Below are 18,349 nucleotides of genomic sequence, written 5' to 3'. Positions count from 1 at the left end.
CTGTGAGACGCAAGAGGTGGACGGGTCCGGGCAGGGCAGGGCAGAGAATCGGGGCGCGGCCCCGCCCTCAGGGGCGCGGGGCTGTGTCTATATGCGGCTCCGCCGCGGGGCGCGCCCAGCCCCCACCGCCCCGCAGCCAAACTACCCAGCCCCCTCCCCACCCCACTGGAAGTGACCCGCACCACACCCCACCCCCAACCGTCAACCACATCCCTCGTCCCCGGCGTATACCCCGTGACACGTGATCACGTACCGGGAGCCGCATGAGCTCGAACCCGACCCCCGCCGACACCGCCACCGACACCGACAGCGCCCCAAGAACCGACAGCGCCCCCATACCCCCGCCGGTCACGGCAGTCCCCGCCCGTGACCGGCGCCCCCGCGACCCCCAGCTCCTGGCGGTCCTGCTCTTCACCGCGTACGCGACCCTGTCGGTCTGCCGCTGGCGGCATCTGGCGACCCGTTCCTGGGACCTCGGCATCTTCGAGCAGGCCGTCCGCGCCTACGCCCACCTTCGCGCCCCCGTCGCCGATCTCAGGGGCCCGGGCAGCAACCTTCTCGGCGACCACTTCAGCCCGGTCACCGCCCTCCTCGCGCCCGCCTACCGTCTCTTCCCCACCCCGGTCACCCTCCTCGTCGCCCAGGCCGCGCTGCTGGCCCTGTCCGCGGTCCCGGTCACCCGTGCCGCCGCCCGGCTCCTCGGCCGCTCCCGGGGACTCGCGCTGGGTCTCGCGTACGGGCTGTCGTGGGGGATCCAGCGCGCCGTCGACTTCGACTTCCACGAGATCTGTTTCGCCGTCCCGCTGATCGCCTTCGCCCTGGAAGCGGTCCTGGGGCGACGGTGGCGCGCGGCCCTGCTGTGGGCGTTCCCGTTGGTCCTCGTCAAGGAGGACCTCGGGCTCACCCTGGCCGCGATCGCCCTGGTCGTGGCCGTGCGGGCCCGGAAGCCCGCTCCGCGTACGGCCCTGTGCGCGCTCGGGGTCGCCGTCCTCGGAGTACTGACCGCGGTGCTCACCTTCACGGTGGTGATCCCGGCCTTCAGCACCGCGGACACCTACACCTACTGGAACAAGGCCGGCGGTGATCCCCTCGACGGCCTGGGCACCAAACTCCGCACCCTCGCCTGGCTGCTGATCCCCACCACCGGTCTGCTGGCCCTGCGCTCCCCGCTCCTCCTGGTCGCCCTGCCGACCCTGGGCTGGCGCTTCCTCTCCTCCGACCCGCACTACTGGGGCACGGACTGGCACTACAGCGCCGTCCTGATGCCGGTCCTCTCCCTCGCCCTCGCCGACGCGCTCTCCCGGGCCCGCTGGAGCCCGCGCCCGTGGCTGCGCTCGTATGCGCTGCACCTGCCCACGGCCGTCGTCGCGGCCGCGCTCGCGCTGACGACCTCGCTCCCGCTGTCCGCGCTGGGCGAGTCCGCCGCGTATCGCAAGCCCGCGCGCGTGAGTGCCGTAGAACGGCTGCTGGCGCGTGTCCCGGACGGGGCGAGCGTCGAGGCGAACGTCGGCCCGAGCAGTCGGCTCGTCGCGCGCTGCCGGGTCTTCTGGACGGGCGACACCGGTGGCGTCAACCCGGACTTCATCGCCCTCGACGACTCCGACCACGCGATCCAGGACGTCCAGGCGTACGCCGGCCGTCTGCACCCCCACGCCGCGTACGACGTCGTGGGCGCCGCCTACGGCTACGTACTCCTGGAGCGGCGGACCTGAGGCACCGCGTACGACCGCGGGCCCGGCCCAGGAGGTGATGTCCTCCTGGGCCGGGCCCGTCCCCCGTAACCCCCGTATACGGTGGCTTCGCGGCGGCTGTTGCTGCCGGCTAGTCGGTGGCGATGGCGTTCAGTACGTTCATCCGGCCCGCCCGGAACGCCGGGATCAGGGCGGCGAACAGGCCCACGAACGCCGAGCCGATGAAGACCCCGATGATGGTCGGCCAGGGGATCTCCAGGACCTTCAGGCCCTCCAGGGCGAGGAGCTTCTGGGCGGTGGCACCCCAGCCCATGCCCAGGCCGAGGCCGAGCAGCGCGCCGAAGAGGGCGATGACGACCGACTCCAGGCGGATCATGCGGCGCAGTTGGCGGCGGGACATCCCGATGGCGCGCATCAGGCCGATCTCGCGCGTCCGCTCCACCACCGACAGGGCGAGGGTGTTGATCACGCCGAGGACGGCGACGACGATCGCGAGGGCGAGCAGGCCGTAGACCATGTTCAGGAGCTGGCCGATCTGGTCCTTGAGCTCCTGCTTGTAGTCGGTCTGGTCGCGGACCTGGTACTGCGGGTACTGCTCCATGGACTTCTTCAGGGCCGCGTACGCCTGCTTCTCCTGGCCGTTCTTGGCGCTGGCGAACATGATCTGGTCCGGCGGGATCCGGTTGGCCGGGAGGTACTTCCGCATGGTCTCGGTGCTGAGGTACCGCGCGCCCTGGTCGATGACCACGTCGTCGTCGGTGATCGCGGCGACCTTGAGCTTCGCCGTGCTGCCGCCCTTGAAGGCGACGGTCAGGGTGTCGCCGAGCTTGACGTGGTGTTTGGTGGCGAACTCCGAGCCGACGGACATGGAGTCCTTGCCGTAGGCGGCGGTCAGTTCACCGGCCGTCGTCTTGCGGTGCAGGTCCTGCGCGTAGGTGGGGTCGGCGGCCGTGACGCCGTCGCTGTCCGAGAAGCCGTCGGGGGCGACGATCCTGGCCTCGATGTCCCGGTAGTGCGTGACGTGTTCCAGACCGGGTGTCGTCTCGATGGCCTTCGCCGCCTGCGGGACGATCCGCTGGTTGCCCTGGATGATGAAGTCGGTGCCGACCGACTTGTCGAGTTCGTCGGTCGCGGAGGCGACCATGGACGAGCCGACGACCGACAGGCAGGCGACCAGGGCGAGGCCGATCATCAGGGCCGCGCCGGTGGCTCCGGTGCGGCGCGGGTTGCGCAGCGCGTTGCGCTCCGCCATCCGTCCGACGGGGCCGAAGAAGCGCAGCAGCACCGCGCTGATCACCCGGACGACACCGCCGGCGAGCAGCGGGCCGATGATGACGAACCCGATCAGGGTCAGGACGACTCCCGCGCCCAGCACCAGTGAACCGTCGCTCGCCTTGTCGGCGCCCGCCGCCGTGAAGAGCGCGAAGGTTCCGGCGCCGGTGAGGACCAGGCCGATGATGCCGCGGACGAGACCGGCCTTGCCGTCCGCCGGTGTACCGGCGTCGCGCAGCGCGGCCATCGGGGAGACCTTGCCGGCCCGGCGGGCGGGCAGATAGGCGGCGAGGACGGTGACCACGACACCGAGCACGAGTCCGATGACCGGGGTCGTCGCCTTGACCGTCAGATCGCGGGTGGACAGGTCCATGCCCGCCGCCGACATGAGTTTCATCAGGCCGACCGCGAGGCCGACGCCCGCGCCGACGCCGAGGATCGAGCCGAAGACGCCGAGCAGGGTCGCCTCGACCAGGACGGACCGGTTGACCTGCTTGCGGGACGAGCCGATCGCCCGCATCAGGCCGATCTCGCGGGTGCGCTGGGCGACCAGCATGGAGAAGGTGTTGATGATCAGGAAGATGCCGACCAGGAACGCGATCCCGGCGAAGCCGAGCATGGCGTACTTGATGACGTCCATGAAGGAGCCGACGCCGGAGCGGTTCTCGTCGGCGTACTCCTTCTGTGTCTGCACCTTGTACGCGCCGGCGCCGATGGAGGAGATGACGTTCTGCTTGAGCGTGTCGTTGGTGACACCGGTGGCGGCGGAGAGGTTGATGTCGGTGAACCGGCCGGTGGTGCCGAGCAGTTCGCGCTGGGCGGTGGCGGTGTCGAAGTAGACGACGGCGGCACCGGGGTTGGTCACCTTGAAGGTGGCGATGCCGACGATCCGGGCCTTGAAGTCACCGGTGACGGCGATGGTGCGCAGTTCGTCGCCGAGCTTGAGGTGGTGCTTGTCGGCGGTGTCGGCGTCGACCATCGTCTCGGTCGGCCCGCGCGGGGCGTGACCGGAGGTGATCTCCATCGAACGCAGGTCGTTGCGCGTCCAGTTGCCGGCGATCGTCGGGGCCCCGGTGCTCGACCCCATGTTCTTGTTGGCGCTGTTGACGACAGTCACGTTCATCGAACTGACGGCGCCCTCGGCGTACTTGACGCCCTCCGCCTTCTTGGCCCGCTCCAGGACCGAGGCGGGCAGCGAGTCGGGCCTGCCGTTCTGCGGGGTGCTGTCGCTCTTGGCCGTCTTCGGCGAGACGGTCACGTCGGAGGAGGTGGCGGCGAACAGCTTGTCGAACGTCGTGTTCATGGTGTCGGTGAACACCAGCGTGCCGCAGACGAAGGCCACGGACAGCAGCACCGCGACCGCCGACAGCGCCATCCGCCCCTTGTGCGCGAAGAAGTTGCGCATCGAGGTCTTCAGGACGGTCATGACGTACGCCCCCGCGCGTCGAAGTCCTTCATGCGGTCGAGGACCTGATCGGCCGTCGGCTGGTACATCTCGTCGACGATCCGGCCGTCGGCGAGGTACAGCACGCGGTCCGAGTACGAGGCCGCCACCGGGTCGTGCGTCACGATCACGATGGTCTGGCCGAGCTCGTCCACCGAGCGGCGCAGGAAGCCCAGCACCTCGGCGCCCGCCCGGGAGTCGAGGTTTCCGGTCGGCTCGTCCCCGAAGATGATCTCGGGCCGCGCGGCGAGTGCCCGCGCCACCGCGACGCGCTGCTGCTGTCCGCCGGAGAGCTGGCTGGGCCGGTGCTTGAGCCGGTCGGCGAGCCCGACGGTCTCCACGACCTGGTCGAGCCAGCCCTTGTCCGGCTTGCGGCCCGCGATGTCCATCGGCAGCGTGATGTTCTCTATCGCGTTCAGCGTCGGCAGCAGGTTGAACGCCTGGAAGATGAACCCGATCCGGTCCCGGCGCAGCTGCGTGAGCTTCTTGTCCTTGAGCCCGGTGATCTCGGTCTCGTCGAGGTGGATCTGGCCACTCGTCACGGTGTCGAGTCCGGCGAGGCAGTGCATCAGCGTGGACTTGCCGGACCCCGAGGGGCCCATGATCGCGGTGAACTGCCCCCGCGCGATGTCCACGTCGACCTGGTCCAGGGCGACGACCCGGGTCTCCCCGGACCCGTACGCCTTGACGACCTGCCGCGCCCGTGCGGCAACGGCCGTACGCCCTCCAGTGCCCCCGTGCCTGGGAATGGTCACAGCCGATGTCACGGTGTATCTCCTATGTCGGTCAGCGGATGAAGTGCTCTTCGCTACGTCGGTAAGTCTGGTGGCGGGGGGTGGTCCGGCGCGCTGGTGCCCAGCGCAGTCTTCTACGGGGGAAAACCCCACCCCCGCGGGTTCGGCTCACCGCCCTCAGCGGCATAAAGCCAGGTTAAGGACGGCTCCGCCCCGTCTCGTCCTCCGCCGGTACGAACGCCCCCCGACCCCTGGTGGGGAGAGACCCCTAGGGGCAGTCCACCCTTCGGTGGAGTCCCTCTCGGGGTTGCCTCCACCCTCGGTCCCAGTCAGCGTCCACCCTCCCGCTACGTGAAGGTCAAGTGAGATGGTGGGGGACGGCGGATAGTTGCAGGGGGAACCGATCAGGGGAGGCGCTTCAGTGGGCCAGGGGGACACCGGAATACGGGCCGCGGCGACGGAGCAGCCGGCGGCCTCGCGCAGCCGCAGGGGTGCCGTCGTCGCCGCCCTGATGCTCTCCATGGCGCTGGCCGCGCTCGACTCCACCATCGTCTCCACGGCCGTACCGCAGATCGTCGGCGACCTCGGCGGCTTCTCCGTCTTCTCCTGGCTGTTCTCGGGCTATCTGCTCGCGGTGACGGTCACCCTGCCGGTGTACGGGAAGCTGTCCGACACCTTCGGCCGCAAGCCGGTCCTCGTCGCGGGCGCCGCCGTCTTCCTCCTCGGCTCGCTGCTGTGCGCCACCGCCTGGAACATGGCCGCGCTCATCGCCTTCCGGATCGTGCAGGGCCTGGGCGGCGGCGCGTTGCAGGGCACGGTGCAGACGCTCGCCGCGGACCTCTACCCGCTCAAGGAGCGCCCCAAGATCCAGGCCAAGCTGTCCACGGTGTGGGCGACCTCGGCGATCGCGGGCCCCTCCCTCGGCGGGGTTCTCGCCGCGTACGCCGACTGGCGCTGGATCTTCCTCATCAACCTGCCGATCGGCGCGCTGGCGCTGTGGTTGATCGTCCGCCATCTGCACGAGCCGGTACGGGAGTCCTCCGGCCGCCGCCCCCGGATCGACTGGGCGGGCGCGCTGGCCGTCTTCGCCTGCGGCGGTGTGCTGCTCACCGCGCTGGTGCAGGGCGGGGTCGCCTGGGACTGGCTGTCGGCCCCGTCGCTCGCCCTGTTCGGTACGGGACTCGCGCTGATCGGTGTCGTGGTCGTGATCGAGCGCCGGGCGGCGGAGCCGATCATCCCCGGCTGGGTGTGGCGGCGCCGCACGATCGCGGCCGTCAACCTGGCGCTCGGCGCACTGGGGTTGCTCATGGTCGCCCCCACGGTGTTCCTGCCCACGTACGCGCAGGCGGTCCTCGGTCTGGCGCCCGTCGCCGCCGGATTCGTGCTCTCCGTGTGGACGTTGAGCTGGCCGGTGTCGGCGGCGCTCAGCCAGCACGTCTACGGGCGGATCGGCTTCCGCAACACCGCGATGCTCGGCATCGGCACCGCGACCCTGATCCTGCTCGCCTTCCCCTTCCTGCCCTACCCCGGCGAGCCCTGGCAGCCGGCCCTGCTGATGCTCCTGCTGGGCGGCGCCCTGGGCCTCTTCCAACTCCCCCTGATCATCGGCGTCCAGTCGACGGTCGGCTGGGAGGAGCGCGGCACGACGACGGCGTCGGTCCTCTTCTGCCGCCAGACCGGCCAGACCATCGGCGCGACCCTGTTCGGCGCGATCGCCAACGGGGTGCTGGCCGCACGGCTCGGCGGCGCCGGGGACCTGGACGCGGTGACGCGGGCGCTGGACTCGGGCGCGCCCGCCGAACATGTGCGCCACGCGGTCGCCGACGCGGTCCACGCCGTCTACCTCGGCGCGGCGGGCGCCGCCGCACTCGCCTTCCTGGTCCTGCTGTTCGTGGCACCGCGGCGCTTTCCGGTCATCAAGAATCCCGGGGACTGAGGAGAGCCGGCCGCTCTGGGCGGCCGGGCCGGAGTGGAACTGTCGGTGAACTCCCGGTGTAAACACGGGTAACACCCCGGGTCATCGAAGTAAGCGCATACCGACCGCTCAGTTTGGTGAAAGCCTCCCGCATACCGGCTACCTGCGAGTAGCGTGCGTGCCTCGCCCACCCCCCAACTCCCTGCGGTCCGCACCGGGCCCGAGCCACGCAAGGAGATCACGGGATGCAAGACGCGTTCTCGTCCCCCGAGCACCAGAGGCGGCACCAGCCGCCGTACGACCCGCTCCACCCACCGCCGCACTCGTCCCCACACCCGTCCCCGCACCCGTTCCCCCACCACACGTCGCCCGCGCACCTCACCTATCCCTGGCAACCGCAGCCCCAGCCACCCGAGCCCGAGAGAAAGCGACAACCGCGTCACCCCGCGCTCGGCCGGCACAGCGACATCCGCGTCCTGCGCGGCGCCTACCGCCGGCAACGGCGGGTCGCGACACTCACCGCGCTCGGCTACTTCACCCTCTTCCTCATCCTGTCGGCGTTCGCGCCGGGGCTGATGGCGAGCGAAGTCTCCGGCGGACTGCCGACCGGACTGCTGCTCGGCCTGCTCCAGGTGCCGGTGACCTGCCTGGCGATCGGGCTGTACGAGTACACCGCGCGCCGGCGAGTCGACCCGATCGCGGACCGGATCCGCCGGCAGACCCAGCTGGACGCGAAGCGGGAGGCGGCCCGATGAGCCAGGTGTCCGAGGTGACCGCCCTGACGAGCATGGTCGGGTTCAGCAGTTCCGCGCGGGCCATGTCACTGGTGGCGTTCACGGCCGTCGCCACGATCACGCTGCTGCTGTGCGTGATGACCGGACCGGACCGCGACGATCTCGACGAGTTCTACACGGGCTACGGCTCCCTGTCGCCGATGCGCAACGGCCTCGCCATCGCCGGGGACTACATCTCCGCCGCGACCGTCCTCGGCACCGGCGGCGTCATCGCCCTCGCCGGGTACGACGGTGTCGTCCTCGCCCTCAGCACCGCCCTGTCGCTGATGCTGCTGATGTTCCTGCTGGCCGAACCACTGCGCAACGCGGGCAGGTTCACCATGGGCGACGCGCTCGCACGACGGATGCCGGGGCGCGCGGTACGCATCACGGCGTGCGCCGCGACCCTCGTCGCCCTGCTGCCGCTGATGCTGGTCCAACTCGCCGGCGCGGGCGACCTGCTGGCCTTCATCCTCGGTTTCTCCAGCGACTCCCTCAAGACCGGCTGCATCATCGGCCTCGGCACACTGATGATCAGCTACGCGGCGATCGGCGGCATGAAGGGCACCGCCCTCATCCAGATCCTGAAGATCGTGATGCTGCTCGGCTCGGGCACCGTGGTCTCCGCCCTCATCCTGCAGCGCTTCGGCTGGGACCCCGGGGCCCTGTTCGACACCGCCGCCCGCAACAGCGGCGTCGGAACCGCCTTCCTGCACTCCGGCCTGCAGTTCGCGGGCGGACCCAGCCCCCGTATCGACATGATCAGTTCGGAGCTGACCGTCGTCCTCGGCGGCGCATGCCTGCCGCACATCACCATGCGCATGTACACCGCGGGCAGCGCCCGTCAGGTCCGCCGCTCGATGTCCTGGGCGGTGCCCTGCGTGGCCGTCTTCGTGCTGGTCATCACGGTCGTCGGGTTCGGGGCCACGGCGCTGATCGGACGGTCCGTGATCGCGGGCGCCGACCCGCAGGGCAACACGGCGTACCTGCTGGGATCCAGGGCCGCGTTCGGACCGGACGTGTCGACGGCCGAGACCCTCCTCTTCACGACCGTGACGACGGCGATCTTCCTCACGCTCCTCGCCTCGGTCGCCGGGATGATCCTCGCCTGCGCCAACTCCCTCGCCCACGACGTGTTCGCCGGGCGGATCCGGGAGCTGTCCCCGCGCCGCGAGATGACCCTCGCCCGGGTCTCCGCGCTCGCGGTCGGCGCACCGGCGATCCTGCTCGCCACCTTCGTCCAGCACCGCAGCCTGCAACCCCTGGTCACGCTGTCGTTCTGCCTGGGCGCCTCGGCCATAGCGCCCGCGCTGGTCTACGGCCTCTTCTGGCGCCGCTACACCCGCACGGGCCTCCTGTGCACCCTCATCGGCGGAACGCTGACCGTCCTGATCCTCATGACCGGCACCAACCTGGTCTCCGGCTCCCCCACTTCGGCCTTCCCCGAGGCCGACTTCAACTGGTTCCCCTTCACCACCACCGGCCTCGTGTCCATTCCCCTGGGCTTCGCCTACGGGTGGCTGGGGACGGTGATCTCCGGGCGCCGCAAGGCGGAGGAACAGCGCAGACAGTACGAGGCGGTGGAGGGGTGGATCCTGGCGGGGGCGGTACGGAGAACGCCGTAAGGGCCGGCGCTACTCCACCGGTGCCCGCCCAGTCAGCGTCATGAGACTCGTACGCACCTGATCCATCTGCGTCCGTACGTCGTCCCACCGCTCCCCGTGCTCACGCAGCACCCGCTCCGTCTCCCGAACGATCCGCTCCTCACGAACACGAGCCTCGGCCACCACCTCAGCAGCCCGCGCCGTCGCGTCCTCCTGCCCGCGCCGAGCGAATTCCTCGGCCTCGGCCAACGCACGCTCGGCCTCGGCCAACGCGGCCTCGGCGCGCACCCCCCGCTCCACGTGGTGCGCGTCGAGCGCGGCCGCCCGCTCCACCGCCGCGCGCTCCGCCTCCTCCCAGCGCTCGGCGCGCTCCTTCTCCTGCTCGGCGAGGAGGCCTTCGGTGCGCTGCCGCACCTCGCGCAGCGCCGCCAGCGCCTCCCCCCGGCCCTCCTTGACCGCGCGACGAGCGGCGATCCGCATCTCGTCGGCCTCGGCGCGGGCGGCGAGGAGACGGTGCCGGGCGCGCTCCTCGGCCTCGCCGCGCAGCTCGTCGGCGTACGCCTGCGCCGCCTCACGCATCCGCCGCCCCTCCGCCTCGGCCTCCTCGACGGCCAGCCGGGCCGCGCTCCGCGCGTTCTCGCGCACCGCCGCGGCCTCCTCCTCGCCTAGCTCGCGAATCCGGCAGGCGCGCTCGCCGAGCGTCTCGTACGTCTGCGGGGCCAGCCGCGCCACGATCTCCCGCAGCCGCCCGGCCTCCGCGTCCATCTCCTTGGCCAGGACGGTCAGCCGGGCGGCCCGTTCCCAGGCGGTGTCGCGGACCCGCGAGAGCGCAGCGAAGTACGCGTCGACCTGCTCGGGACGGTAACCGCGCCCCCGTACGGCCACGAAGCCGTGCGGCGACACCGATGCGCTGCTCATCCCTGGGCCCCTCTCTACTGTGCGACGTACTACACGATTTGGCGCATATCTTGGTGGATCAGGCGTAAGTGTTCATAACGCGACACTCCGCGCATTCGTAGCGGTCAGTCGCGTAAAAAAAGGGTTGGACCCGGTCATACGACCGGGTCCAACCCTTTCGGCTCCCTGACGGACGCTCAGCGCCGCATCACAGCAAGCCGTCCCACATCTGCTCCAGCAGCACCGACCACCAGCTCTCCGGCGAGCCGAGCGCCGCCGGGTCGAGCGAGGCGAGCTGCGCCTGGAAGTCGACGGTCCAGCGGCCCGCCTGCTCCTGGTTGAGCCCGAACCGCAGCCGCCACATCCGGCCGAGCAGAGCCAGACAGCGCGCGAACTCGGGCAGCCCCGTGTTCACGAACTGCGGCGGCACCGAGGCACCGCCCGGACCCGCCTCCACCGGCACGGCCACGATGTTCGCGGTGCCGTACTGGACACAGATCGCCTTGCCGAAGTCACTGCCCATGACGAGGTACGAGCCCGCGTCCGCGGCCGGCTGCACCCCACGCTCCTGCGCCAGCTCGGCGAGCGTCGGCACCGGACGGCCGGGCTGCGCCTGCGCCCAGAAGAACGGGCCCATGTCGACCGGCAGTCCGGCCACCACCAGCGTGTGCGCCACGATGTTCGGCACACCCTGCCGCGACACCGCGGCCTGGTCGAACCGGAACAGACCAGGCCCGAACGCCGCCGCCAGCTCCTGCCCGATCGCCTCCGGCGGGACCGGCGGTGCGGGCTGCACCGGCGGAATCGGCGCCCGCACCGGCGCCGGACGCGCGGGACCGTCCGCCACCTGGTGCAACTCGCCCTGGTGCGCGAGGAGCTGGTGCATACCCTGCTGACGGCTCGCGTGATCCGTGCCGTACGGCGCGATGCTGGTGATCCGCGCCTGCGGCCAGCTCTCCCGGATCATCCGCGCGCAGTACGCGCCCGGCAGCTCGCACGACTCCAACTCCGTGTGCAGCTCCAGGACTTGCTGCGGCGGCACGTTCATCGCGCGCAGCTCGTGCAGGATCTGCCACTCGGGGTGCGGGGTCCCCGGCGCCGAGCGTCGGATCAACTGCTGCTCGGAACCGTCCTGCGCGCGGTAGCGCAGTACGGCCTGATACCCCGGCCCGACGGTCGGCTGACCGGCCTGCGGGTAGCCGTACGCCGGAGGCTGCTGCCCCGGGGGCATGGGCTGACCGGGCACGGGCTGACCGGGCATCGGCTGTCCCGGCATCGGCTGTCCGGGCATGGGTTGTCCCGGCATCGGCTGCGGCGCGCCCGGAGGCATGCCGGGAGCCTGCGGGGGCGGCGGTACACCGGGACCGGCAACCGGAGGACCAGCCGGAGGACCAGCCAGCATGGTGGCGGCGTGATGGACACCGCCCGGGGGCGGGGTGCCCGGCGGCTGCGGTGCACCAGGCGCACCAGGTGCACCGGGCGTACCCGGAGGGTGGGGCGCGCCGGGAGCACCCGCGGGCGGACCCGCCAGCATGGTCGCGGCGTGATGGACACCCCCGGGAGGCGTACCACCCGGAGGCTGCGGAGCGCCGGGCGCGGCAGGCGCACCAGGAACTCCGGGCCCGTTCGGGCCGAGCTGCGAGACGAGCTGCGTCGGTACGTACCCGCCCGCCGGGGTGCCCGGAGCACCGGGCCCGGACGACGGCGGCGGGGGCGGAGGCGGAGGGGCGCTCCCCGGCCTCACACCCGGTACGCCCGGGGCGCTCGGCGGAGGCGGCGCGCTCACGCCACCACCTCGCGCGCCCCTCGGCGGCGCCTGCGCCTTGCTGGTCGCGGCGTCGGCGATGTCACCGGCGTTCGGCGGCAACGGCCGCGGCGGCGCGACGGGAGCCTGCCCCTGCGGGTACCCGTACCCGGGCGCACCGGGCGGGGGCGTGCCCTGCGGACCGCCGGGAGGCGGAGGGGGAGGAGGAGGCGTCCCGGGAGCACCACCGGGCCCCTGCGGGTAGCCGTACGCGGCCGGCGGTCCAGAAGGAGGCGTGCCCTGCGGAACACCAGGAGCCGGAACACCCGGAACCGGCGCACCCGGAGGCGGCGTGCCCGGCGCACCCGGGCCTGCCTGTGGGTAGCCGTACGCCGGCGGGGCCGTGCGGTCGTCGACCGCGGGCGCCTGCGCCGTGCGCGGGAGTTGACTGCCGCCGGACATCAGAGCCGTCTTGGCGTCCGGGGTCACACCGGGCGGCGCACCCGGACCCGCCTTGTCGTCGACGTCGGTCAGCGGCGGCGCGAACACGGTCGCCGGCAGCGGCACGGAACGGTCCTCGCCCCCGTCCCCGGCGGTGTCCGTCCCCGCCCACGGAGTCGCCGAAGCGGGCACGCCCGGCGCCCCCACGGCATCCCGCGGACCCGCGTCCCGCTCGTCACCGGCCGCGGCGGCGGGCCACGGCGGCGGCGCGTCCGAAGGAGAAGAAGGAGAGGGAGGAGAAGAGGGAGAGGGCGCCGTCGAACCACCGGCCGCGGAAGCCCCGTTGGCATGGGAACCCGCGTGGGAACCCGCACCGAGGCCGGCCCCGGTACCCGCACCATTGGCACCGCCGGCCGTCGCACCCGCCCGCCGATCCGGAATGCCCAGCTTGTCCGCCGCCTCCTGCAACCACTCCGGAGGGCTCAGCAAGAATGACGTCTGGTTCAGATCGACCCGGGCCGGAGGCGCCGGGGCCGCTTCCGGGGACGCCTGCGGCACCCCGTACTCCTCCTCGTACCGGCGGATCACCTCACCGACCGGCAGCCCGGGCCAGAGCGTCGCCTCCCCGCTGTCCCGCGCGATGACGAGCCGCTGCGCGCCCCCGTCGGAACGCGGACCGTCGACGCGGTCCTCGGCCCACACCACGAACCCGAGTTCGAACTCCCGCACCCGCACCTCGCGGTGCTGGTACCCGGGCACCTCGCCGTTGATCCACTCTTCCGCGCGCTCCTGCGCCTGCGCGAAGGTCACCATCGGACGTTCACTCCCCCAGGGAAGAGACGGGAACGGCGCGCGCGAAGCCACCGTCCACCATCAGGTTCGCCACCGTCTCCAACTCCGGTGGATTGCCCGCGAGTCGGGACAGGAACTGGTCGAAGTCGGCGCCGCAGGGCAGCAACAGCCGCTGCACACGCTCGGCCGGCGGCCAGGCGTCCTGGTCGCGGGCATCGTCGTACGCGCAGAACCAGACCGACCCGATCGCGTCACCCTTCACCTTGACGGCGAGCAGGCCACCCTGCACGAATCCGACGCACAGATAGTCCTTGGTCAGATGGTCGCGCAGGCACTTGTTGATGTAGACGAGGTCGTTCACGGCGGCTTCCTCGCGCACCGTGAAGAACGGCTGGTCCACCAGCAGACCCAGCTCCGCGTCGAGCGCGGCACCGACCGGCGCGCACCCGCCCGCGGCCTTCAGGAAGGACCGATAGGCACCCGGCAGCCGATAGCCGAGATCCTCCTCGACCCCGAGCACCTGCTGCTCGCTCACCGCGACCGACGACTTCGGCAGCCCGAAGTGCGCGGGCCGCGTGTCCTGCAACGGACGCGTCCCCCGCTTGCCGTGATCGACGGCCGCCGTGGCGATGCCGCCGTGATGCCGCAACAGCGCCTTGACCTCCACGGGGACGAGCTCCAGGCGCCGCGTGCCCCGCACGTGGTGCCAGGTCCAACCATGCGGAGTGGCCACGGGCGGAATCGTGTCCCACAGGTCGTGCCCCGCGGTGGCGAGCGCGGCGTTCGCCGACACGTAGTCCGTCAACCGCAGTTCGTCCACGCCGAAACCCTCCGGGGGTTCGGCGATCTCCGCGGCGGCACGCGCGTACGGCGAGAAGTCGGGGTAGCCGTGCGCGTCGACCCGCACACCCCTGGGGTGGCGAGCGGCCCGGACCGGATCCGGGAAATGCACGACCTGCCCGGCGTAGGCCGCGTTCGGCGGCGCGGCTTGCTGCCCGAGCCGACCTGTCGTCATGGCGGTTGCCCCCTGCGGCGTTCTCAATAGCTTTGTGGATCGCGGATATCGACAGCCTATGCGGTTGGAAGACACCGGTCACCGGGCCTCCGGTTCCGTGACCTGCCGTCACCCCGCCGTGACGGTATGACGAAGCCCGGGCGTGTCGCGCGCCCCAGCTACCGCACCCGCCACGCCATTTGGCAGTCTGTAGCCGCATCGGGGGATGCACGGGAGGGAAGAACGATCATGAACGCGACACATACGGGCACGTCCGGGGACCCACGCGTCGGCTGGAGCAGTACCGACGCGGCCCACGCACCCACCCTCCTGCACCGCCGCGACGGCATACTTCCCACCGTCGCCGCCGCCCTCTCCGTACGCGGCGAAACCCTCACCGGCACCGCCGCCCGCGGCGACCAGCCGCCCGCCCTTCACCCGCTGGTCCAGGACTTCCTCGACACCCTCACCAGCGCGCAACGCGACCGCTTCACCGGCCGCTGCGCCGAGGCGATCCTCATCTCCCGACACCTCGCCACCGTCGACGCCACCCGCAGCAAACGCGCCGCCCGCAAGCCGATGACCAACGGCGAGGCACGCAAAGCCCTCAAACAGGCCAAACTCACCGCACGCCGGATCCGCGAGGACGGCGACCCGCTGCACGGCAGCTTCGCCGCGCCCTGCCGCGCCTGCACGGCGCTCAGCGACCACTTCGGCGTCCGCGTCGTCGACCCGACCGCGACGACCGGCGGCTCCTGAACTCCCCCATCCCCGCACCCGTACGTACGACGGCGCACCCGCCAGCGCGCCGATGTCCCGACCCTCGACGAACGAAGGGCAGATGCACGCCGACCGCTCCTCTACCACACGCTTCCCCGTACCCGTGGACGCCGCGCTGCGCTCCGCGGGGTGGCAACCCGGGCGCTGGGACATAAAGCAGGCCGAGTACTGGGCCGACGCGCTGCGGAGCCACGAGTCGTCCGCGGGACACCGGCACGCCGTGTTCCCCGCGGCGGTGGAGGCGTGGGCGGAATTCGGCGGACTGCGCGTGAAGCCCTCCGGGCCCGGCCGCCAGCTGGCGCTGACCGCGCTCCACTTCGACCCCCTGCACGGCCTCCACATGGCCCGCACCCTCGGCGACCTCGGCCGCGCCCTGGACACCGAGGTCTGCCCCCTCGGCGAGGAGTCCGACTCCCGCGCCCTGCTCGCCATCGACTCCGAGGGCCGCGTCTACGCACTCGACCACACCGGCGACTGGTACCTGGGCCCCGAGATCGACACCGCCCTCAGCACCCTCCTGTCCGGCATCGCCCCCGTCCGCCTGACCGCGTGACCGCCCCGGGGAGGGTTCTTCCGCCGCGGGCCGGTGGGGGCTGGTCGCGCAGTTCCCCGCGCCCCTAAAAGCCTCCAGCTCATCCGGCGTCTGCGGGCGAGGCCGTTCAGCCCGATGCAGGGGGCCGGGGCGCAGCCCCGCCCCTCAGGGGCGCGGGGAACTGCGCGCCAAGCCCCCACCCACCCGCAGCCAACGACCGCGCCCCCCGAAGGGCCTACGCCGGGATCACCGCCGACACCCGGAACCCACCCGAATCCGTCGGCCCGGACACGAACACTCCCCCCAGCGCGGCAACCCGCTCCTTCATACCCACCAGGCCGTTACCACCACTGGGCAGATGCATGGCCGACGCCGACCCCGGCTCCGGCGGACACTCGTTCTCGACCTGCATCGCGATCTCCGCGTCCCGATGAGCGAGCCGAACATGCGTCTTCGCCCCCGCCGCATGCTTGTGCACGTTGGTCAGAGCCTCCTGAACCACCCGGTACGCCGTCTGCTCGACCTCCGCCGCGTACCCCCGGGTGTCACCCTCCACCGAGAGATCCACCACCATCCCCGCAGCCGCCGACTGCCCGACCAACTCGTCCAGCTCGGCAAGACTCGGCCCCTCGGCCCCGTCATCGACCGCCCGCGAGGCCGCGGCCGCGGCCGCCACCCCCACAGCCGCCAACGGCACCGCCCGCACCCGCACGGACGACAACCCGTCCCCCGTACGCAGCACACCCAACATCTCGCGCAACTCCGTCAACGCCTGCCGCCCCATGTCCCCCACCAGCGCGGCGTTCTTCACGGCCTTCTCGGGATCCTTCCGCGCCACGGCCTGCAGCGCCGCCGCGTGCACCACCATCAACGACACCCGGTGCGCCACCACGTCGTGCATCTCCCGCGCGATCCGTGTCCGCTCCTCGTTGCGCGCCCACTCCGCCCGCTCCTCGGCCCGCTCGGCGAGCAGCTGCAACTCCCGCTCCAACGAGTCCGCCCGCTCCCGCAGGCTCTCCATCAGCCGCCGCCGCGCCCCCACGTACAGCCCGAGCAGGACGGGCGGCGCGGTCATCCCGATCGCGGTCGTGATGGAGACGAACGGAACGAACCAGTCCCCCATCGTCACGTCCCCACGCACCATGCCCTGGTGCGCCCGCACGAACGTGACGATCAGCATCCCCGCGAAGGACATCCCCGCGAGCGCCCCGATGATCCGGCGCGGCAGCTCGGACGCGGCGAGCGTGTACAGCCCGACGAGTCCCATCAGGAACCCCATCTGGGCCGGCGTGATGGCGATCGACACCAGCACGACCGCGATCGGCCAGCGCCGCCGCAACAGCAGCACGGAGCCGGCGACCAGCCCGAACCCCACGCCCACCGGAACCGGCAGGCCCGCGTCGCGCGCGAACGGAATCCCCTCGATCGCACACTCCACCGCCGACGCCGACGCGAGGCTCGCGTCCAACACGGCACTACGCCATCTGACCCACCACCACGGCCCGGTACCGGCCGCGGTGTGCTCTTCCCCCGTCGTGGTCATGCCTCCAGCCTACGTTCGCACCCCGCCCCATTTCCGGTGACTTTCACCTCCTGGCCTACACCACACCCCGCAATCGAACAGAAGCGAAACCCACCAATATCCCTCGAACTGCTGATTCACTCACCGTTCGCCCACGGAAGATCACATTCCGCCCGGACGGTATGCCCATGGCACATCCACAGAACAAGTACGCGGATTTCGAGACCTTGCGCGAACGAGCGATCGCGCTGCGCCGGGCGGGACTGAGCCGCCGCCAGATCCGCGACCGCCTCCACGTCGACAACAACGACATCCTCAACCGACTCCTGGAGGGCGAGCCGCCCCCGGAGTGGACCAAGCGCCCGAACGCGAAGGACGACCTCCGCGACAAGGCCCGCGAGCTACGACTCCAGGGCTGGACCTACGACCAGATCCAGGTCGAGCTGGGTTGCTCGAAGAGCTCGATCTCGCTTTGGGTACGGGATCTCCCGAAGCCGGAGCGACGGGATCCGTCGGACCAGGCGAAGCTGGCGTCGCGGAAGCGGTGGGAACACGAGCTGGCAGTACGGGACGAGGAACGGCAGAAGACAAAGGCGGCCGCGGCCGCGGAGATCGGCACCTTGTCCGACCGCGAGCTGTTCCTGGTGGGCGTCGGCATGTACTGGGCCGAGGGCAGCAAAGACAAGCCGTACGACCGTCGCGAGAACGTCACCTTCGTCAACAGCGACCCGGGAATGATCGAGACTTTCCTCCGATGGCTCGACCTGCTCGGAGTTGAGCGCGATCGCGTGCGCTACTGCGTCATGATCCACGAAACCGCCGACGTAGCGGGCGCCGAACAGTATTGGGCCAACCTCGTCGGCGCCGACCGCTCCGCCTTCAACAAGACGACGATCAAGAAGCACAACCCCAAGACCGTCCGCAAAAACGTGGGCGCCTCCTACCGTGGCTGCCTGACCATCAAAGTTCGCCAGAGCGCCGACTTGTACCGTCGCATCGAGGGCTGGTGGTACGGCATAGTGTTGTCCGCACGCGAAGCCGATGAGCCGAATCGGACATAGCGCGCGAACTATCCCGGGTCGTCTAATGGCAGGACAAATGGTTTTGGTCCATTGAATGAGGGTTCGATTCCTTCCCCGGGAGCCCCCATCGAGCGGGCCCTGACAGCACCGTCAGGGCCCGCTCTCATGTCCCCCCTGAAACGCCCCGGTATC

Annotated in this window: 13 protein-coding genes and 1 tRNA gene; 8 read left to right on the top strand and 6 right to left on the bottom strand. The window is 71.3% G+C overall.

All coding sequences use genetic code 11. From position 1 onward, the window contains the following. Positions 1–263: 263 nt before the first annotated feature. A complete protein-coding gene (locus tag KVT44_RS45465) occupies positions 264–1,712 on the top strand; it encodes a DUF2079 domain-containing protein (RefSeq protein ID WP_217573966.1) in 1,449 nt (482 codons plus the stop codon). 109 nt (positions 1,713–1,821) lie between these two features. On the opposite strand, the gene KVT44_RS45460 is transcribed toward KVT44_RS45465, so the two are convergent. Together KVT44_RS45460 and KVT44_RS45455 are read right to left on the bottom strand one after the other, a co-directional pair. After that, positions 1,822–4,389 (bottom strand): ABC transporter permease, encoded by a 2,568-nt coding sequence (locus tag KVT44_RS45460; RefSeq protein WP_217573965.1) that lies wholly within the window; start codon positions 4,387–4,389, stop codon positions 1,822–1,824. Beyond that, positions 4,386–5,174: an ABC transporter ATP-binding protein gene (locus KVT44_RS45455; protein WP_099922246.1), complete on the bottom strand. Its 789-nt coding sequence runs from the start codon at positions 5,172–5,174 to the stop codon at positions 4,386–4,388. Before KVT44_RS45455 ends, KVT44_RS45460 begins: the two co-directional genes overlap by 4 nt. Before the next feature lie 409 nt (positions 5,175–5,583). On the opposite strand from KVT44_RS45455, the gene KVT44_RS45450 reads away from it, so the two are divergent. The 3 genes from KVT44_RS45450 to KVT44_RS45440 all read left to right on the top strand — a co-directional run bounded on the left by KVT44_RS45450 (position 5,584) and on the right by KVT44_RS45440 (position 9,454). Beyond that, positions 5,584–7,077, top strand: coding sequence for an MFS transporter (locus tag KVT44_RS45450; protein ID WP_308314292.1), 1,494 nt, complete (start codon positions 5,584–5,586; stop codon positions 7,075–7,077). A gap of 224 nt (positions 7,078–7,301) precedes the next feature. Next, entirely contained in the window at positions 7,302–7,811 is a 510-nt protein-coding gene (locus KVT44_RS45445; protein ID WP_217573961.1) for a DUF485 domain-containing protein, read from the top strand. A 32-nt stretch (positions 7,812–7,843) separates the two neighbouring features. Next, positions 7,844–9,454 (top strand): cation acetate symporter, encoded by a 1,611-nt coding sequence (locus KVT44_RS45440; protein ID WP_099925616.1) that lies wholly within the window; start codon positions 7,844–7,846, stop codon positions 9,452–9,454. Positions 9,455–9,463: 9 nt separating this feature from the next. On the opposite strand, the gene KVT44_RS45435 is transcribed toward KVT44_RS45440, so the two are convergent. From KVT44_RS45435 to KVT44_RS45425, 3 genes are all read right to left on the bottom strand, one after another. Beyond that, the gene (locus KVT44_RS45435; protein ID WP_217573959.1) at positions 9,464–10,351 is read right to left on the bottom strand and encodes a DivIVA domain-containing protein; all 888 of its coding nucleotides are present in this window, start codon (positions 10,349–10,351) and stop codon (positions 9,464–9,466) included. A gap of 187 nt (positions 10,352–10,538) precedes the next feature. Next, positions 10,539–13,328, bottom strand: coding sequence for an SUKH-4 family immunity protein (locus KVT44_RS45430; RefSeq protein WP_217573957.1), 2,790 nt, complete (start codon positions 13,326–13,328; stop codon positions 10,539–10,541). Positions 13,329–13,335: 7 nt separating this feature from the next. After that, positions 13,336–14,322 (bottom strand): SMI1/KNR4 family protein, encoded by a 987-nt coding sequence (locus tag KVT44_RS45425; RefSeq protein WP_075027292.1) that lies wholly within the window; start codon positions 14,320–14,322, stop codon positions 13,336–13,338. Positions 14,323–14,550: 228 nt separating this feature from the next. Here KVT44_RS45425 and KVT44_RS45420 point away from each other — a divergent pair, with 228 nt between their 5' ends. Next, a complete protein-coding gene (locus KVT44_RS45420) occupies positions 14,551–15,060 on the top strand; it encodes a YwqJ-related putative deaminase (RefSeq protein WP_099922241.1) in 510 nt (169 codons plus the stop codon). Positions 15,061–15,142: 82 nt separating this feature from the next. Then, positions 15,143–15,634 carry an SUKH-3 domain-containing protein gene (locus KVT44_RS45415; protein ID WP_217573955.1) on the top strand — a complete coding sequence of 164 codons (492 nt, stop codon included), beginning with the start codon at positions 15,143–15,145 and terminating at the stop codon, positions 15,632–15,634. Between the two features lie 214 nt (positions 15,635–15,848). On the opposite strand, the gene KVT44_RS45410 is transcribed toward KVT44_RS45415, so the two are convergent. Further along, the gene (locus KVT44_RS45410; RefSeq protein WP_099922239.1) at positions 15,849–17,156 is read right to left on the bottom strand and encodes a sensor histidine kinase; all 1,308 of its coding nucleotides are present in this window, start codon (positions 17,154–17,156) and stop codon (positions 15,849–15,851) included. 167 nt (positions 17,157–17,323) lie between these two features. Between KVT44_RS45410 and KVT44_RS45405 the strand changes: the two genes are divergently transcribed. Then, positions 17,324–18,196 (top strand): hypothetical protein, encoded by an 873-nt coding sequence (locus tag KVT44_RS45405; protein WP_217573953.1) that lies wholly within the window; start codon positions 17,324–17,326, stop codon positions 18,194–18,196. An 11-nt stretch (positions 18,197–18,207) separates the two neighbouring features. After that, positions 18,208–18,278 (top strand) — tRNA-Gln (locus KVT44_RS45400). The last annotated feature ends 71 nt before the right edge of the window (positions 18,279–18,349 follow it).

It is taken from the genome of Streptomyces sp. GbtcB7 (genome assembly GCF_019091445.1).
Classification (GTDB): domain Bacteria; phylum Actinomycetota; class Actinomycetes; order Streptomycetales; family Streptomycetaceae; genus Streptomyces; species Streptomyces mirabilis.
Note: the sequence above shows the minus strand (reverse complement) of the source record. Positions and strands in the feature narration are given on the sequence as shown.

Bases quoted from the DNA above. Each gene is read 5' to 3' on its own strand.
- KVT44_RS45435 (WP_217573959.1), bottom strand. From the start codon at position 10,351: ATGAGCAGCGCATCGGTGTCGCCGCACGGCTTCGTGGCCGTACGGGGG.
- KVT44_RS45465 (WP_217573966.1), top strand. From the start codon at position 264: ATGAGCTCGAACCCGACCCCCGCCGACACCGCCACCGACACCGACAGC.
- KVT44_RS45460 (WP_217573965.1), bottom strand. From the start codon at position 4,389: ATGACCGTCCTGAAGACCTCGATGCGCAACTTCTTCGCGCACAAGGGG.
- KVT44_RS45420 (WP_099922241.1), top strand. From the start codon at position 14,551: ATGAACGCGACACATACGGGCACGTCCGGGGACCCACGCGTCGGCTGG.
- KVT44_RS45415 (WP_217573955.1), top strand. From the start codon at position 15,143: ATGCACGCCGACCGCTCCTCTACCACACGCTTCCCCGTACCCGTGGAC.
- KVT44_RS45410 (WP_099922239.1), bottom strand. From the start codon at position 17,156: ATGACCACGACGGGGGAAGAGCACACCGCGGCCGGTACCGGGCCGTGG.
- KVT44_RS45425 (WP_075027292.1), bottom strand. From the start codon at position 14,322: ATGACGACAGGTCGGCTCGGGCAGCAAGCCGCGCCGCCGAACGCGGCC.
- KVT44_RS45430 (WP_217573957.1), bottom strand. From the start codon at position 13,328: ATGGTGACCTTCGCGCAGGCGCAGGAGCGCGCGGAAGAGTGGATCAAC.
- KVT44_RS45405 (WP_217573953.1), top strand. From the start codon at position 17,324: ATGGCACATCCACAGAACAAGTACGCGGATTTCGAGACCTTGCGCGAA.
- KVT44_RS45440 (WP_099925616.1), top strand. From the start codon at position 7,844: ATGGTCGGGTTCAGCAGTTCCGCGCGGGCCATGTCACTGGTGGCGTTC.
- KVT44_RS45445 (WP_217573961.1), top strand. From the start codon at position 7,302: ATGCAAGACGCGTTCTCGTCCCCCGAGCACCAGAGGCGGCACCAGCCG.